At 63.2% G+C, this 14,424-nt stretch carries 12 protein-coding genes; 7 read left to right on the forward strand and 5 right to left on the reverse strand.

Going from position 1 to position 14,424, the window contains the following annotated elements; translation table 11 throughout:
• Positions 1-78 precede the first annotated feature (78 nt).
• Entirely contained in the window at positions 79-1,314 is a 1,236-nt protein-coding gene (locus ACQ86E_RS14880) for an LLM class flavin-dependent oxidoreductase (protein WP_431206004.1), read from the reverse strand.
• A gap of 414 nt (positions 1,315-1,728) precedes the next feature.
• On the opposite strand from ACQ86E_RS14880, the gene ACQ86E_RS14885 reads away from it, so the two are divergent.
• Entirely contained in the window at positions 1,729-2,916 is a 1,188-nt protein-coding gene (locus ACQ86E_RS14885) for an extracellular catalytic domain type 1 short-chain-length polyhydroxyalkanoate depolymerase (protein WP_431206005.1), read from the forward strand.
• A 12-nt stretch (positions 2,917-2,928) separates the two neighbouring features.
• On the opposite strand, the gene ACQ86E_RS14890 is transcribed toward ACQ86E_RS14885, so the two are convergent.
• Positions 2,929-3,621 (reverse strand): MBL fold metallo-hydrolase, encoded by a 693-nt coding sequence (locus tag ACQ86E_RS14890; RefSeq protein ID WP_431206006.1) that lies wholly within the window; start codon positions 3,619-3,621, stop codon positions 2,929-2,931.
• Positions 3,622-3,793: 172 nt separating this feature from the next.
• Here ACQ86E_RS14890 and ACQ86E_RS14895 point away from each other — a divergent pair, with 172 nt between their 5' ends.
• Positions 3,794-5,395 (forward strand): alpha-amylase family glycosyl hydrolase, encoded by a 1,602-nt coding sequence (locus ACQ86E_RS14895; protein ID WP_431206007.1) that lies wholly within the window; start codon positions 3,794-3,796, stop codon positions 5,393-5,395.
• 164 nt (positions 5,396-5,559) lie between these two features.
• On the opposite strand, the gene ACQ86E_RS14900 is transcribed toward ACQ86E_RS14895, so the two are convergent.
• Positions 5,560-7,257, reverse strand: a complete 1,698-nt coding sequence (locus ACQ86E_RS14900; protein WP_431206008.1) for an alpha-amylase family protein — start codon at positions 7,255-7,257, stop codon at positions 5,560-5,562.
• A 125-nt stretch (positions 7,258-7,382) separates the two neighbouring features.
• Here ACQ86E_RS14900 and ACQ86E_RS14905 point away from each other — a divergent pair, with 125 nt between their 5' ends.
• The gene (locus ACQ86E_RS14905; RefSeq protein WP_431206009.1) at positions 7,383-7,874 is read left to right on the forward strand and encodes an MmcB family DNA repair protein; all 492 of its coding nucleotides are present in this window, start codon (positions 7,383-7,385) and stop codon (positions 7,872-7,874) included.
• Between the two features lie 120 nt (positions 7,875-7,994).
• Here the strand turns inward: ACQ86E_RS14905 and ACQ86E_RS14910 are convergent, their stop codons facing one another.
• Complete coding sequence (locus tag ACQ86E_RS14910) at positions 7,995-8,549, reverse strand: ActR/PrrA/RegA family redox response regulator transcription factor (RefSeq protein WP_431206010.1); 555 nt, start codon at positions 8,547-8,549, stop codon at positions 7,995-7,997.
• Between the two features lie 102 nt (positions 8,550-8,651).
• Positions 8,652-9,974: an ActS/PrrB/RegB family redox-sensitive histidine kinase gene (locus ACQ86E_RS14915; protein ID WP_431206011.1), complete on the reverse strand. Its 1,323-nt coding sequence runs from the start codon at positions 9,972-9,974 to the stop codon at positions 8,652-8,654.
• A 107-nt stretch (positions 9,975-10,081) separates the two neighbouring features.
• Between ACQ86E_RS14915 and ACQ86E_RS14920 the strand changes: the two genes are divergently transcribed.
• From ACQ86E_RS14920 to ACQ86E_RS14935, 4 genes are all read left to right on the forward strand, one after another.
• Entirely contained in the window at positions 10,082-10,885 is an 804-nt protein-coding gene (locus ACQ86E_RS14920) for an ABC transporter ATP-binding protein (protein WP_431206012.1), read from the forward strand.
• 162 nt (positions 10,886-11,047) lie between these two features.
• A complete protein-coding gene (locus ACQ86E_RS14925) occupies positions 11,048-11,866 on the forward strand; it encodes an ABC transporter permease (protein ID WP_431206013.1) in 819 nt (272 codons plus the stop codon).
• A 121-nt stretch (positions 11,867-11,987) separates the two neighbouring features.
• Positions 11,988-13,316, forward strand: a complete 1,329-nt coding sequence (locus tag ACQ86E_RS14930; protein WP_431206014.1) for a polyhydroxyalkanoate depolymerase — start codon at positions 11,988-11,990, stop codon at positions 13,314-13,316.
• Between the two features lie 218 nt (positions 13,317-13,534).
• Entirely contained in the window at positions 13,535-14,374 is an 840-nt protein-coding gene (locus ACQ86E_RS14935; RefSeq protein WP_431206015.1) for a M48 family metallopeptidase, read from the forward strand.
• Positions 14,375-14,424 lie beyond the last annotated feature (50 nt).

The following is a 14,424-nucleotide window of genomic DNA, read 5'->3' on the forward strand; positions in this document are numbered from 1 at the left end:
CAGGCTGATGTCATCAGCATAGCACAGGCCGGTATCACGTCCTCATGATAGTGGTTACTGGCGTAGCCTTGATCAGGCCTATCGCTTCGCCGCTTCCTTCTGCAAATCCGGGGCGTTGACGGCGGGAATGGCGACGCGGCCGGGGCCGGTCACCTTCAGCGCCTCGGCGGCCTTGTCGTTCTCCATGATCTTGGCCATCACGGCCTGTCCCGCACGCTCGAAGATGGCGCGGTTCTCGATCACGAATTTCTGCGACCTGCGCAGGGCGTCGATATAGCCGTTGATCTCGGGCACGACGTAACGCGCGACCATGTCCCAGCTCCGGCGCGTGGCTTCCGGATTGGCCCAGTCGTGCACGAAGCCGATCACCGCGCCGATGCCGCCCGACACCTGCATCACGTTCTTGATGGTTTTGACGAGATCGTCGGGCGTGCCGATGGTGGACGCCGCGCCTTCGACGAAGGCGGTCTTGTCCACGGCTTCGTCGGGCGAGGCGAATGCGGTCAGGCCCGGCCGCTGCAGCGTGCCGACGTTATACTCGTTGTGCCAGCGCATGAGCCCGGCGCCGGCCTCCTTGCGGGCCTGCTCGCGGGTCTCGGCGATATGGAAGGTCAGCAGCACGCGCCAGTCGGCGCGGTTCACCGTGGTGCCGTGCTTCTTGGCGGCGTCCTCGGCGAATTGCCATTGCTGCTGCAGCGACATCAGGCCCTGCGTCGTCATCGAGCCCAGCGAGATGATGCCGATGCCGTATTTGCCGGCGAGTGTCATGCCCGACGGCGAGATCTGCGAGGCCACGACGAACGGCATCTCTTCCTGCAGCGGCAGGATCTGGAGCGCGGCGTCGTTCATGGTGAACCAGTCGCTCTTGGCGGTGACGCGCTCGCCGTTGAAGAGCCGCCGGATCACGCCGAGCGCCTCGTCCTGGCGGTCGCGCTGCGTCATCGGGTCGATGCCGAGCGTGTGCGCATCCGATGCAAGTGCGCCGGGACCGGAGCCGAAGATGGCGCGGCCGCCTGTCATGTGGTCGAGCTGCACCATGCGCTGGGCCACGTTGTAGGGATGGTGATAGGGCAGCGATACTACGCCGGTGCCGAGCTTGATCCGCTTGGTGCGCTCGCCCGCCGCCGCCAGGAACATCTCGGGCGAGGCGATCATCTCCCAGCCGGAGGAATGATGCTCGCCGCACCAGAACTCGTCATAGCCGAGCGCGTCGAGCTGCTCGACCAGGTCGAGATCGCGCCGGAACTGAAGCATCGGATGCTCCCCGATCGGGTGATGCGGGGCAAGGAAGGCTCCGAACTTCAGGCGCGCCATGGCGGTCTCTCCGGCTGTCATTTTCTGTTTGTTGTGCGGCGAGGCTACGTGTTGGAAACAGCGAACGCAATCGCGCGATGTCCCGCGTTACGGAATGCAGGCATGCGCGCGTCTTCTCTCTCTCCTCGCAGTTGCATCCGGTGTCCTTCGCGATCGAATCTCTGCTATCTGCGCGCGCAGGCCTGTCGTTTCCCCCGTGCTGTTTGCGGCGTTGATCACGATCTCGACCGCATTCCGGTGTGAATGTGCCGCGCATTTGCACGAAGTTGAGGCATTGCGGTTAATACGTACGACTTTCCGCGGGATTTCCCGCGATTCCACGGTGACTGACAGCACACGGTCTTTTTATTTTGCACTGCAGCAACTATTTGGTTGGGATGGACGTTGATGGGCCACCCCCACCTGGAGCTGCCGGTGTCATTAGCCAAAAATCTCGAACTGCTACGGCAGCTGCCCAAGCTGGATGGGTTTCGCTTGCGCGAATTCGGCCTTGGCGCCAGCGCATCGAGCCCGCTGGAGGAGGTCACGGGCTTCGGCTCCAATCCTGGTCAGCTGCGCATGTACAGTTTTGTGCCGGCGCAGTTGCAGCAGCCGCGCGCGCTGGTCGTCGTCTTGCACGGCTGCGGCCAGACTGCGGCCGCTTACGACCTCGGCGCGGGATGGTCGACGCTTGCAAATCATTACGGCTTCGCCCTGGTGATGCCGGAGCAGCAGCGCGCCAACAACGCCAACACCTGCTTCAACTGGTTCAACACCGAAGACATCACGCGCGACGGCGGCGAGGCGCAATCGATCCGCGAGATGATCGCGCACATGGCTGAAGCGCACGGTATCGACGCGCGGCGAGTCTTCATCACCGGTCTGTCCGCCGGTGGCGGCATGACCTCCGTGATGCTCGCGACCTATCCGGAAGTCTTTGCGGCCGGCGCTGTTGTCGCGGGCCTGCCTTACGGCATCGCGACCAATCTGCGCGAAGCACTGGACGGCATGTTTCATTCGCCGGATCGGCCGGCGCGGGAACTCGGAGACCTCGTCCGACAGGCGTCGAACCACCGTGGGCCTTGGCCGAAAATCTCGGTTTGGCATGGCAGCGCCGACCGCACCGTCAATCCCGGCAATGCCAACGCGATCGTCAAGCAGTGGCTGGATCTGCACGGTCTGCCCGGCGCGCCGATGGCCGAGACGATCGTCGACGGCTACCCGCGCCAGACCTGGTGGGACAAGGACGGCGAAACCGTCGTCGAATCCTTCGCCATCACCGGCATGTCGCACGGCACGCCGCTTGGCATTGCCGACAACGATCAGCGCTATGGAGTCGAGGGCGCCTTCCTGATTGAAGCTGGAATTTCGTCGTCCTACCACATCGCCAAGTTCTTCGGCCTGACCGGCTGGATTCCGAACCATGCCACGAAGAAAGTGGCGGCAAAGTCCGCTCCGGCGCCGAAGCCAATGACTGCGCTGTCACCAGCGCCGCATCTCGCCAGGTCGATCCGTTCGGCTGTCGCCGATCAACCGGCCAAGCCGAACCCCGAGAAAAGCCGCAGCCTCGATATCAGTGCGGTCATCACCCGGGCGCTGACGGCCGCAGGCTTGATGAAATAGCGCGCGTCGCGCTCACATCTCGCCGGTGATGAACGGGTTGGTCATCCGCTCCTGGCCGATACTCGAGCCGGCGCCGTGGCCGCAGATGAAACCGACATCGTCGCCGAGCGGAAGCAGCTTGGTCAGAATCGAGTTGATCAGGGTGGCGTGACTGCCGCCGGGCAGGTCGGTGCGCCCGACCGAGCCGGCAAACAGCACGTCGCCGACATGGGCGAAGCGCAACTCCTTGTTGAAGAACACCACGCTGCCGGGCGAATGGCCGGGGCAGTGATAAATGTCGAACGACAAGGCGCCGATCTCGACGGTGTCGCCCTCCTCCAGCCAGCGGTCCGGTGCGAAGTTGCGCACCCCGGTCATGCCGAAGCGCGCGCCGCTCTCCACGACGTTGTCGAGCAGGAATTTGTCCGCGGCATGTGGACCCTCGATCGGCACCTTGAGCGCATCGCGCAGTTCGGCGGCGCCGCCGATATGGTCGATATGGCCGTGGGTCAGCCAGATCTTCTCAACGGTGACACCGGTCTGCTTGATCGCCTCCAGGATCTTCGGCACGTCGCCGCCGGGATCGATCACCACGGCCTTCTTGCCGGGCTCGTCCCAGATGATGGTGCAATTCTGCTCGAACAGGGTCACGGGGACGATGATCGCGCCGGCCTTGGCCTGCGCGGATTCCTGCGAGGATTTTTGGGTGTCGTTTTGCTCGGTCATCGCGCCACAATGCCGATTTTTGTCCTACCGCCAAGCAAAAGATTCGTTCCGGAGCATCGGGAACAACTGCCTCGGGTGTCACACGGCCGTCCCAATTCACCGGCGGTTTGAACCGGGACGCTGCTTCCGCGTTTTCCCGCGCAAGGCGCAGTTTCAGGGTGGTATTTCCAAGATGACACAGAGCGGCGAGAACTGGTGGCGGCACGGCATCTTCTATCAGATCTATCCGCGCTCGTTTCAGGACTCGACCGGCGACGGTGTCGGCGATCTCGCCGGCATCTTGCGGCGGCTGCCCTATGTCAAATCGCTCGGTGTCGATGCGATCTGGCTGTCGCCGATCTTCCCCTCCCCGATGGCCGATTTCGGCTACGACATTTCCGACTATACCGGCATCGCGCCGCTGTTCGGCACGATGCAGGATTTCGACGCGCTGCTCGCGGCCACGCATGATAACGGTCTGAAGCTGATCCTCGACCTGGTGCCGAACCACACCTCCGACCAGCATCCCTGGTTCGTCGAGAGCCGCTCCTCGCGCGACAATCCCAGGCGCGACTGGTACGTCTGGCGCGATCCGGCGTCCGATGGCGGCGTGCCCAACAACTGGCTGTCGGAGTTCGGCGGCAGCGCCTGGCAACTCGACGAGACCACGGGCCAGTATTACTACCACGCCTTCCTGGCCCAGCAGCCGGACCTCAACTGGCGAAATCCCGCGGTTCGGGAAGTGATCTACGACGTGATGCGGTTCTGGCTGGAAAAGGGCGTCGACGGCTTTCGCGTCGACGTGATCTGGCACCTGATCAAGGACGCCGAATTCCGCGACAATCCGCCCAACCCGCATTACGTCGAGGGCCGGCCGCCGAACGAGAAGATCCTGACGCAATATTCCACCGACCAGGCGGAGGTGCATGGAGTCATCGCCGAGATGCGGCGCGTCATCGATTCCTTCGGTGACCGCGTGCTGATCGGCGAGGTCTATCTGCCGCTGCATCGCCTGATGGCCTATTACGGCAACGATCTCACCGGCGCACAGATGCCATTCAATTTCGCGCTGCTCTCGACCTTCTGGAGCGCGCGTTCGATCGAGAAGATCATCGACGATTACGAGAAAGCGCTGCCGAATGGGGCATGGCCGAACTGGGTGCTCGGCAATCACGATCGCCCGCGCGTCGCCAGCCGCGTCGGGGCGGAGCAGGCGCGCGTCGCCGCCATGCTGCTGCTGACATTGCGCGGCACGCCGACGCTCTATTACGGCGACGAAATCGGCATGCACCAGCTCGCGATCGCACCCGAGGACGTGCGCGACCCCTTCGAGAAGAACGTCCCGGGCATCGGCGTCGGCCGCGACGGCTGCCGCACGCCGATGCAGTGGGATTCCTCGCAGTTTGCCGGCTTCTCGGAAACGAGGCCCTGGCTGCCGCTGCCCGAGGATCACGTCCACGAGAACGTCGTCAATCTCGACGCCGACACGCGCTCGATCCTGAGCCTCTACAAGCGCCTGATCGCTTTGCGGAAGGCGTCTCCGGCGCTGGTCCATGGCGATTACCACCCAATCGCCGCGCAAGGCGACCTGCTGATCTATCGCCGTGACGCCGAGGGCGGGGGCGTGATCGTCGTGCTCAATCTCGGGCGGGAGCCGATCGCGGTGACGACGAGCGCGATAGGGTTTGGCAGCCGGATTCTGCTGTCGACGTTTCTGGATCGCGACGGCGAGAATCTCGAAGGCGTGCTGGATCTGCGCGGCAATGAAGGGGTGATCGTCGGGCCGCCCGCCTAGCCGCAGCTTTCGCCAGGACAACGGCGAAGTGGATGACCGTCGCTCTCTCCCCGTCATTGCGAGCGCAGCGAGGCAATCCAGAATCCCTCTGCGGAAAGACTCTGGATTGCTTCGCTGCGCTCGCAATGACAATCGTGGAAGCGGCGGAGCAAACCCCCACGACATCACCCCGGATGCTTGTTGCCGGTGGTACTCCCGTCGATATCACTCCGCTTCAGCAAATAATCCAGCCCGCCCACCCGGTACCAGCGATAGCCGTAGGGCTCCAGCACGATGCGGTGCCGGCCTTGCTTGTCGGCGTGGCTGTGGTCTTCCGCGAGCAGGTTGATGAGATGTTCGCCGGCATCGCCCGGCAGCCCGACCGAGAATGCGGTCTCGCGCGGCGTCTCATCCAGATTGTGTACGAACAGCACCGAATTGTTGCGCCAGTCGTAGCGCATGATGAAGATTGCGGGATCTCGCGTCGAGATGATGGCGAAATCTCCCCAGCCGATCTCTGGCACCTCCTTGCGCATGCGAACGATGCGCTCGGTCCAGTTCAGCATGGAATTGGAGTCGCGCCGCTGTTTCGCGACGTTGACATGCTCGTAGCCGTAGGGGCCCTCGTCGATCACGGGACATGCCGGCTTGTCGCTCTTGGTGAAGCCGCCGTGTGGTTCGGTCGACCATTGCATCGGCGTGCGCGCGCAATTGCGTTCCGGCAATGATAGGTCGTCGCCCATCGCGATCTCGTCGCCATAGCGGATCACGGGCGTTCCCGGCAGCGTGCACATCAGGCTGTAGGCGAGCTCGAGCCGCCTGCGGTCGCCGCCGACCATCGGTGCGAAGCGGCGGCGAATGCCGCGGTCGTAGAGCTGCATGTCCTTGTCGGGACCGAACCGCTTGAACACTACATCACGTTGCGCCTTGGTCAGCCGGCCCAGATCGAGTTCGTCGTGGTTGCGCAGGAACAGGCCCCATTGCGCGGCCGCCGGCCGTGGCTTGGTCGCCTTCAGCGCCTTGGCCAGCGGACGCGAATCGCCGGAGGCCAGCGCATAGAACAGGTTCTGGTTGACGTGGAAGTTGAACATCATGTGCATGCGGTCGCCATCGCGGCCGAAATATTCCATGTCGGTCTCGGGCAGCACATTGGCCTCCGCGAGGATGATGGCGTCTCCTTTCCGCCATTGCAGGAATTCGCGGAAAGCGCGCAGCATGTCGTACTGCTCGACCGGCTTCTTCACCCTGGCGCCCTTGGTCGCGATCACGAAGGGCACGGCGTCCATGCGGAAGCCGGACACGCCGAGCTGGATCCAGAAGCCCATGATCTTGAGGATTTCGGCCTGCACGTGCGGATTCGAGGTGTTGAGATCGGGCTGGAAGTCGTAGAAGCGGTGGAAGTAGTACGCGCCGGCTTCCTTGTCCCGCGTCCAGGTCGATTTCTGCACACCGGGAAACACCATGCCCTTGTCGGCATTGGCCGGCTTCTTGTCGGACCACACGTACCAGTCGCGATAGGGGGAATTCCTGTCGCGCCGCGCTTCCTTGAACCAGGGATGCTGGTCCGAGGTGTGATTGACGACGAGGTCGATGATGACGCGGATGCCGCGCTGCTTGCAGCCATGGGTGAACTCGACGAAGTCGCCGAGCGTACCGTAACGTGCATCGACGCTGTAATAGTCGGCGATGTCGTAGCCGTCGTCGCGTCCCGGCGAAGTCTGGAACGGCATCAGCCAGATCGTGGTGATGCCGAGGCCGTGCAGATAATCGAGCCGCCGCAAAAGGCCCTTGAAGTCTCCGATGCCGTCACCGTTGGCATCCATATAGGTGCCGACGGACAGGCAATAGATCACGCCGTTCTTGTACCAGAGATCGTCGATCATGCGCGCAGCCTCGGTGGTTCCGCCGAGGTGCGGCGGCTGCGTGATAAGTGTTAAGGACGAGGGCGGTTCCGCCTCCGCCGTCGTCCCGGAATGACGGGCCAAATGGAATCGGCTAAACTCTTCCCATGGACAGCACCGCCCGCAATATCGCCCTCGTACCGCCGCCGGACCGCCGTCAGTCCGAGACAGCGCTCGCCATCGCGCGCGGCACCGCGCGGCTGCTCCGCTCGCTCGGTTTCACCTGCATCAGCGAATTGCCGCTGCCGTCGGGGCGGCGCGCCGACCTCGTGGCGCTGAACGAGCGCGGCGAGATCTGGATCGTCGAGATCAAGTCGTCGGTCGAGGATCTGCGCGCCGACCAGAAATGGCACGAATACCGCGCCCATTGCGACCGGCTGTTCTTCGCCTTCACGCAGGACCTGCCGTGCGAGATCTTTCCGCAGGATACCGGCCTGATCATCGCGGACGCCTATGGCGCGCACATGCAGTGCGAGGCACCCGAGCACAAGCTCGCAGCCGCCACGCGCAAGCAGATGACGGTGCGTTTCGCGATGGCGGCAGCGTTGCGGATCAACCGGCTGGTCGATCCGCAAGGGCATGCGGAATTTTGGGAATAGGGCGTCGCGATCACGGCTGCCGCAGGGTGGGCAAAGCGAAGCGTGCCCACCATTCAATTCAACCAGGAAGCAGTGTTGGTGGGCACGGCGCTTTGCGCCTTTGCCCACCCTACGCGACCGTTATCGCGGCGCGCGTTTGGCCAAAATGCGCTGCAATGTACGGCGGTGCATGTTGAGCCGGCGCGCCGTCTCCGAGACGTTGCGGTTGCACATTTCGTAGATGCGCTGGATGTGTTCCCAGCGGACACGATCGGCCGACATCGGGTTCGCCGGCAGTTCGGATTTCTCCGCGCTGGTCGAGAGCAGCGCCGCGACGACGTCGTCGGCATCCGCCGGCTTCGAGAGATAATCGACCGCGCCCATCTTTACCGCGGTGACGGCAGTGGCGATGTTGCCGTAGCCGGTCAGCACGATCGCACGGGCCTCGGGACGCTTCTTCTTCAACGCGGAGACGACGTCGAGGCCGTTGCCGTCGCCGAGGCGAAGATCGACCACGGCGAATGCCGGCGCGGACTTGCCGATTTGAGCAAGGCCATCCGAAACCGTGTCGCACGACGTCACCGCAAAACCACGGGTCTCCATGGCGCGCGACAGCCGCTCCAGAAACGGCTTGTCGTCCTCCACGATGAGAAGCGAGCGGTCGGTCTGTTCGTTCAGTTCGGCGATGGCGTTCAAGGTTTTTCCTCTCTCCTGCTCATCTACATATGGCGTCGCAATCAGACGGTGCCAAGGCCGCCAATAGTCGATCGGCCCTGTCGTGCGACGCAAGGTCGCGGTCTATCCTATTGTTTCTTCGAGCGTCTCGATAGTCTCAAAACGCTCTCTCGGCCACGTGATCTGGACCACGGCACCGTGTTCCGGAAACGTCCGGTTGGTAAACGAGACCTTGGCGCCGGTGCGTTCCAGCAAGGTCCGCGCGATGAACACGCCGAGGCCGAGGCCGCGCTGTTCGCCGCCGCCGTCATCCAGGGTGCGCCGCCGCGACAGATAGGGCTCGCCGATCCGGTTCAGGATGTCGGGCGGAATGCCGGGACCATCGTCGGAAATCACGAGTTCGATATTGTCCTTGTTCCACCACGCATTCACCTCGACGGTGGTGCGGGCGAAATCCACCGCGTTCTCAACGATGTTGCCGACGCCGTACAGGATTGCCGGGTTGCGCGAGCCGACCGGCTCGGCGGCCACGGCGACCGCGATCCGCACCTTGATGTCGACGCCGAAATCGCGGTGCGGCGCCACCACCTCCTCGATCAGCTCCGACAGCTTCATGCGGTCGAACGGCGCGCCGGTGGAGGAGAGCTGGGTGATCTTGCTGAGGATCTCGCGGCAGCGCTGGGTCTGTTCGCGCAGGGTTTTCAGGTCGGCGGCGAAGCTCGGATCCTTGACGGTCTTTTCGAGCTCGCGCGAGATCAGGAAGATGGTCGCAAGCGGCGTGCCGAGCTCGTGCGCGGCGGCGGCGGCGAGGCCGTCGAGCTGGGTCAGATGCTGCTCGCGGGTCAACACCAGCTCGGTCGCGGCCAGCGCGTCGGCGAGCTTGCGCGCCTCCTCGGTGACCTGGAACGAGTAGAGGCTGGTGACGCCGATCGCGAGCACGATCGAGAGCCAGACGCCGAACAGATAGATCGGCGGCAGCACCAGCGGATCGTCGGAATCCCAGGGCAGGGGGAAATGGTAGAAGAACAGTACCGAAGCGCAGGCAACGGCGAGCACGCCAAGCCCGAAGGTGAAGCGGGCCGGCAGCGCGGTGGCCGAGATCAACACGGGCGCGAGGAACAGGAACGAGAACGGGTTCTGCAGACCGCCGGTGAAGAACAACAGCGCGGCCAGCTCGATGATGTTCAGCGCCAGCAGTCCGGCCGCCTGCATCGGCTCCAGCCGCTGCAGCGGATTGGATACGGTTTGGAGTGCCAGGTTGATCGCCGCCGACAGGGCGATGATGCTGACACAGGGGACGATCTCGACGTTGAACTCCAGTCCCTGCGCCACGATGAAGATCGCGGCGAGCTGGCCGAGCACCGCGAGCCAGCGCAGCCGCAGGATGGTGTCGAGGCGGATATGCCGCTGTGCGTGGCGGAAGTCGGTATCGGCAGTCTCGGTCATGTCGGCCAATGTGGCGGTGCCTTCTTGGTCACAAACGCGGGGCTCGCGGAACCACCCGGATTACAAGCCTTGCGCTCTCCGCTGCAATAGCGGAAGAACGCCCCAGCATGACCGGGAACGACAAAGCTTCAAGTCCGCCGACTGTCGCGGAGCGCAGCTCCCCTGCGGCAATTGAGGTCGATCACCTCGTCAAGGTCTACAAGCAGACCCGCGCCGTCGACGATATCTCGTTTTCGCTCCCGCGCGGCAGCATCACCGGACTTCTGGGCGGCAACGGCGCCGGCAAGACCACCACCATCGCGATGATCATGGGTCTGGTGCTGCCGACCTCCGGCCGCGTCAGGGTGCTCGGGCGAGCGATGCCCGAGGAGAGCGCGTCCGTGCTGGGGCGGATGAATTTCGAAAGCCCCTATGTCGACATGCCGATGCGGCTCACGGTGCGCCAGAATCTGACCGTGTTCGGCAAGCTCTATGCGGTGAAGAATCTTTCCGACCGCATCGCCGAGCTCGCCGACGAGCTCGACCTCACCGATTTCATCGACCGCGCCAACGGCAAGCTCTCCGCCGGCCAGAAGACCCGTGTCGCGCTGGCGAAGGCGCTGATCAACCACCCGGAGCTGTTGCTGCTGGACGAGCCGACCGCCTCGCTCGACCCTGATACAGCCGATTGGGTGCGGGCGCATATGGAGCGCTATCGCAAGGAGAACAACGCCAGCATCCTCCTGGCATCGCACAACATGCTCGAGGTCGAGCGGCTCTGCGACCGCGTCATCATCATGAAGCTCGGCCGCATCGAGGACGACGACACGCCGGAAGCCATCATGGCCCGCTACAACCGCACGACGCTGGAAGAGGTGTTCCTGGACGTCGCGCGCGGCCGGGGCAACGGCGCGAAGGAGGAAGTGCGATGAAAGGATTCGCGGTGTTTCCTTCGTCATTGCGAGCGAAGCGAAGCAATCCAGATTCTCTCCGCGGAGGGATTCTGGATTGCTTCGTCGCATCAGCGCAAAATTGCTCCGCAATTTTGTCGCGAGCTCCTCGCAATGACGGCGCGGGTGGACCGGGAAGCGCCCATGACTGACCTCTCCCTCCACCGCGGCATCTCCCTGCACCGCATCGGCGCGATGATCCTGCGCTACTGGTACCTCTTGATGTCGTCCTGGCCGCGGCTGCTCGAGCTGCTGTACTGGCCGGCGCTGCAAGTCATCACATGGGGCTTCATCCAGTATTACATCGCCGAGAATTCCAATTTCTTCGCGCGTGCCGGCGGCACGCTGATCGGTGCCGTCATCCTCTGGGACATCCTGTTCCGCGGGCAACTCGGTTTCTCGATCTCGTTTCTGGAAGAGATGTGGGCGCGCAATCTCGGCAACCTCATGATGAGCCCGCTCAAGCCGATCGAGTTTCTGCTGTCGCTCATGGTGATGAGCCTGATCCGGCTCGCGATCGGTGTCATCCCGATGACGCTGCTGGCGCTGGTCCTGTTTCACTTCAACGTCTACGGCCTCGGCCTGCCGCTGATCGCGTTCTTCTGCAATCTGATCTTCACGAGCTGGTCGGTCGGCATCTTTGTGTCAGGTCTGGTGTTGCGCAACGGCCTGGGTGCCGAGAGCATCGTCTGGACCTTGATGTTCGCGATCATGCCGCTCGCCTGTATTTATTATCCGGTGAGCGTGCTGCCGGCCTGGCTGCAATATGTCGCCTGGGCTCTGCCTCCGACTTACGTGTTCGAAGGAATGCGCGCGTTGCTGATCGAGCACACCTTCCGGATCGATCTGATGCTGGAGGCGTTGGCCATCAATGCCTTGCTGCTGGTTGCTTCTTTTTGGGCATTCCTTGCCCTTTTGCGCAGCGCCAGGAAGAATGGATCGCTGCTGTCGGGCGGCGAATAACGTCACTTTATCGTGGATTCAGGCTGGTTTAACCGTCTTCGCTACGTAGATGTACGGAAGCATCCATTGACGCAATATTACGCATTCGGCAGTATGCTGCGATGCGAAGAAGGATATAGCGATGCCTATTGGTGAGTTTGGCGGCGCGCCGCCCCTGGCGGCTGAAGGCAGTCCGGTCCTGACGACACCGATGTACTGGATGTACGAGATGGCGCACGCCTCTCTCAATCCGGCGCGTGCTGTCACCGACGCGACCAAGCTCCTGTTTCAGAATCCGTTGAATCCCTGGACGCGCACCGAGGTCGGCAAGTCTGTCGCCGCCGCCTGCGAATTGTTCGAGCGCACCACGCGCCGCTACGGCAAGCCGGAGTGGGGTCTCGACGACACCGAGGTCAACGGCATCCGCGTTCCCGTCGAGGTTCGCTCCGTCTGGGAAAAGCCGTTCTGCCGCTTGCTCTACTTCGATCGCAAGTTCACCCGCCCGCTGCGCAGCCCGCAGCCGCGCGTGCTGATCGTGGCACCGATGTCCGGCCATTATGCGACGCTGCTGCGGGGCACGGTCGAAGCCTTCCTGCCGGCGCATGAGGTCTACATTACAGATTGGGCCGATGCCCGCATGGTGCCGCTCAGCGAAGGCCGCTTCGATCTCGACGACTACATCGACTACGTCATCGAGATGCTGCACGTTCTCGGCGGCAACACGCATGTGCTGGCGGTGTGCCAGCCTTCCGTGCCGGTCGTCGCCGCCGTCTCGATCATGGAAGCGCGGCGTGATCCCTTCGTGCCGACCTCGATGACGCTGATGGGCGGCCCGATCGACACCCGCCGCAATCCGACCGCGGTGAACAACCTCGCCCAGGAACGTGGCATCGACTGGTTCCGCAACCACGTCATCACCAAGGTGCCGTTCCCGCATCCGGGCATGATGCGCGACGTCTATCCGGGATTCCTGCAGCTGAACGGCTTCATCAGCATGAATCTCGATCGCCACATGGATGCCCACAAGCAGCTCTTCGCCAATCTGGTGAAGGGCGACGGCGATCTCGTCGACAAGCATCGTGAATTCTACGATGAATATCTCGCGGTGATGGATCTCTCCGCCGAATATTACCTGCAGACGGTCGACACCGTGTTCGTGAAGCATTCGCTGCCGAAGGGCGAGATGACCCATCGTGGAACCCGCGTCGATCCTTCCAAGGTCACGCGCGTGGCGTTGATGACGGTCGAAGGCGAGAACGACGACATCTCCGGTATCGGTCAGACCGAAGCGACGCACACATTGTGCAGCTCGATTCCCGATCATCGCCGCGTTCATTACGTCCAGAAGGGCGTCGGACATTACGGCGTGTTCAACGGATCGCGTTTCAAGTCGGAAATCGTGCCAAGGATTCACGACTTCATGGTCTCCGCAGCGAATCCGAGCTCGTTGCAGGCTCTCGCGGCCGAATAACTCCGTTTTTCGGCTTTCCAGTCGAAAATTCGGGTTCTGCCGGAGCTTCCGGCAGGCGGCGGGGCGCCCCAGATTCGAGGTATTTAGGTAGTTTTATAGGAGTGAGTCCGGCCTCACCTCTTGGGGGTGCCGCATGCGTCCAGCAGGGACGAAAAATCGGGGTTCCAACCCCAGTCTGTAGGGTCTCCCGGACGCCAGAACCCCTGTATATTGGGCAAATGATTTGTTTTTGCGCCGAGCGCTTTCCCTGGCGGCGGTTATGGCAGAATCCGGGCGAACTCCTGCTCCCCGGACTGACAGACATGGCCACACGCGCACTCCTTTATCGGCGGCCCCACGAACCGAAGGCCCTCGTGATCACCCACGGGTCGCAAATGTTTGCGATTCGGCTGCGCCGGCATCGCCGCGCGCGCCGTTACACGCTTCGAATTCATCCGAGCGATCGCGAGGCGATCCTTACAATCCCGCCGAAGGGCACGCTCGCCGAAGCAAAGGACTTCGCGCAGCGTCACGGCGCGTGGATCGCGGCGCGTCTCGGCCGCTTGCCGAAGGCGGCGCCGTTCCAGCCTGGCACAGTGATACCGCTTCGCGGCACGCCGCATCGCATCGTTCATCGCGCCGGCAGCCGCGGCACGGTGTGGACAGAGACCCGCGATAGCGGTGACAAAATCCTCTGCGTGGCTGGTGGGCTCGAGCATGTCGACCGCCGCGTCAGCGACTTCCTCAAGCGCGAGGCGCGCAAGGATCTGCAGCGTTCTTCCGAAGCCCATGCCGCCGAGCTCGGCGTCAAGGTCAAGCGGCTCTCGATCCGCGACCAGTCCAGCCGCTGGGGCTCGTGCACCTCGGCGGGCTCGCTGTCGTTTTCCTGGCGCCTGATCCTCGCGCCTCCCTACGTGCTCGACTATCTCGCCGCCCACGAGGTCGCCCATCTCGTCGAGATGAATCACTCGGCGAAGTTCTGGCGCGTGTGCGGCAAGGTGTGCCCGTCGATGGAGCGCGCCAAGAAGTGGCTCGATACGTACGGCAACGATCTGCACCGGTACGGCGTCGAGGATTAGGGCGCGCTGCTAGCAATTAGCCCCGCCGCATCAAAGCGTTCGCACGCTTC

Source organism: Bradyrhizobium betae (genome assembly GCF_050632175.1).
GTDB lineage: Bacteria > Pseudomonadota > Alphaproteobacteria > Rhizobiales > Xanthobacteraceae > Bradyrhizobium > Bradyrhizobium betae_B.

Excerpts from the sequence above, each read along its gene's own strand:
- ACQ86E_RS14880 (WP_431206004.1), bottom strand. The coding sequence starts at position 1,314 with ATGGCGCGCCTGAAGTTCGGAGCCTTCCTTGCCCCGCATCACCCGATC.
- ACQ86E_RS14890 (WP_431206006.1), bottom strand. The coding sequence starts at position 3,621 with ATGACCGAGCAAAACGACACCCAAAAATCCTCGCAGGAATCCGCGCAG.
- ACQ86E_RS14895 (WP_431206007.1), top strand. The coding sequence starts at position 3,794 with ATGACACAGAGCGGCGAGAACTGGTGGCGGCACGGCATCTTCTATCAG.
- ACQ86E_RS14900 (WP_431206008.1), bottom strand. The coding sequence starts at position 7,257 with ATGATCGACGATCTCTGGTACAAGAACGGCGTGATCTATTGCCTGTCC.
- ACQ86E_RS14905 (WP_431206009.1), top strand. The coding sequence starts at position 7,383 with ATGGACAGCACCGCCCGCAATATCGCCCTCGTACCGCCGCCGGACCGC.
- ACQ86E_RS14915 (WP_431206011.1), bottom strand. The coding sequence starts at position 9,974 with ATGACCGAGACTGCCGATACCGACTTCCGCCACGCACAGCGGCATATC.
- ACQ86E_RS14920 (WP_431206012.1), top strand. The coding sequence starts at position 10,082 with ATGACCGGGAACGACAAAGCTTCAAGTCCGCCGACTGTCGCGGAGCGC.
- ACQ86E_RS14925 (WP_431206013.1), top strand. The coding sequence starts at position 11,048 with ATGACTGACCTCTCCCTCCACCGCGGCATCTCCCTGCACCGCATCGGC.
- ACQ86E_RS14930 (WP_431206014.1), top strand. The coding sequence starts at position 11,988 with ATGCCTATTGGTGAGTTTGGCGGCGCGCCGCCCCTGGCGGCTGAAGGC.
- ACQ86E_RS14935 (WP_431206015.1), top strand. The coding sequence starts at position 13,535 with ATGATTTGTTTTTGCGCCGAGCGCTTTCCCTGGCGGCGGTTATGGCAG.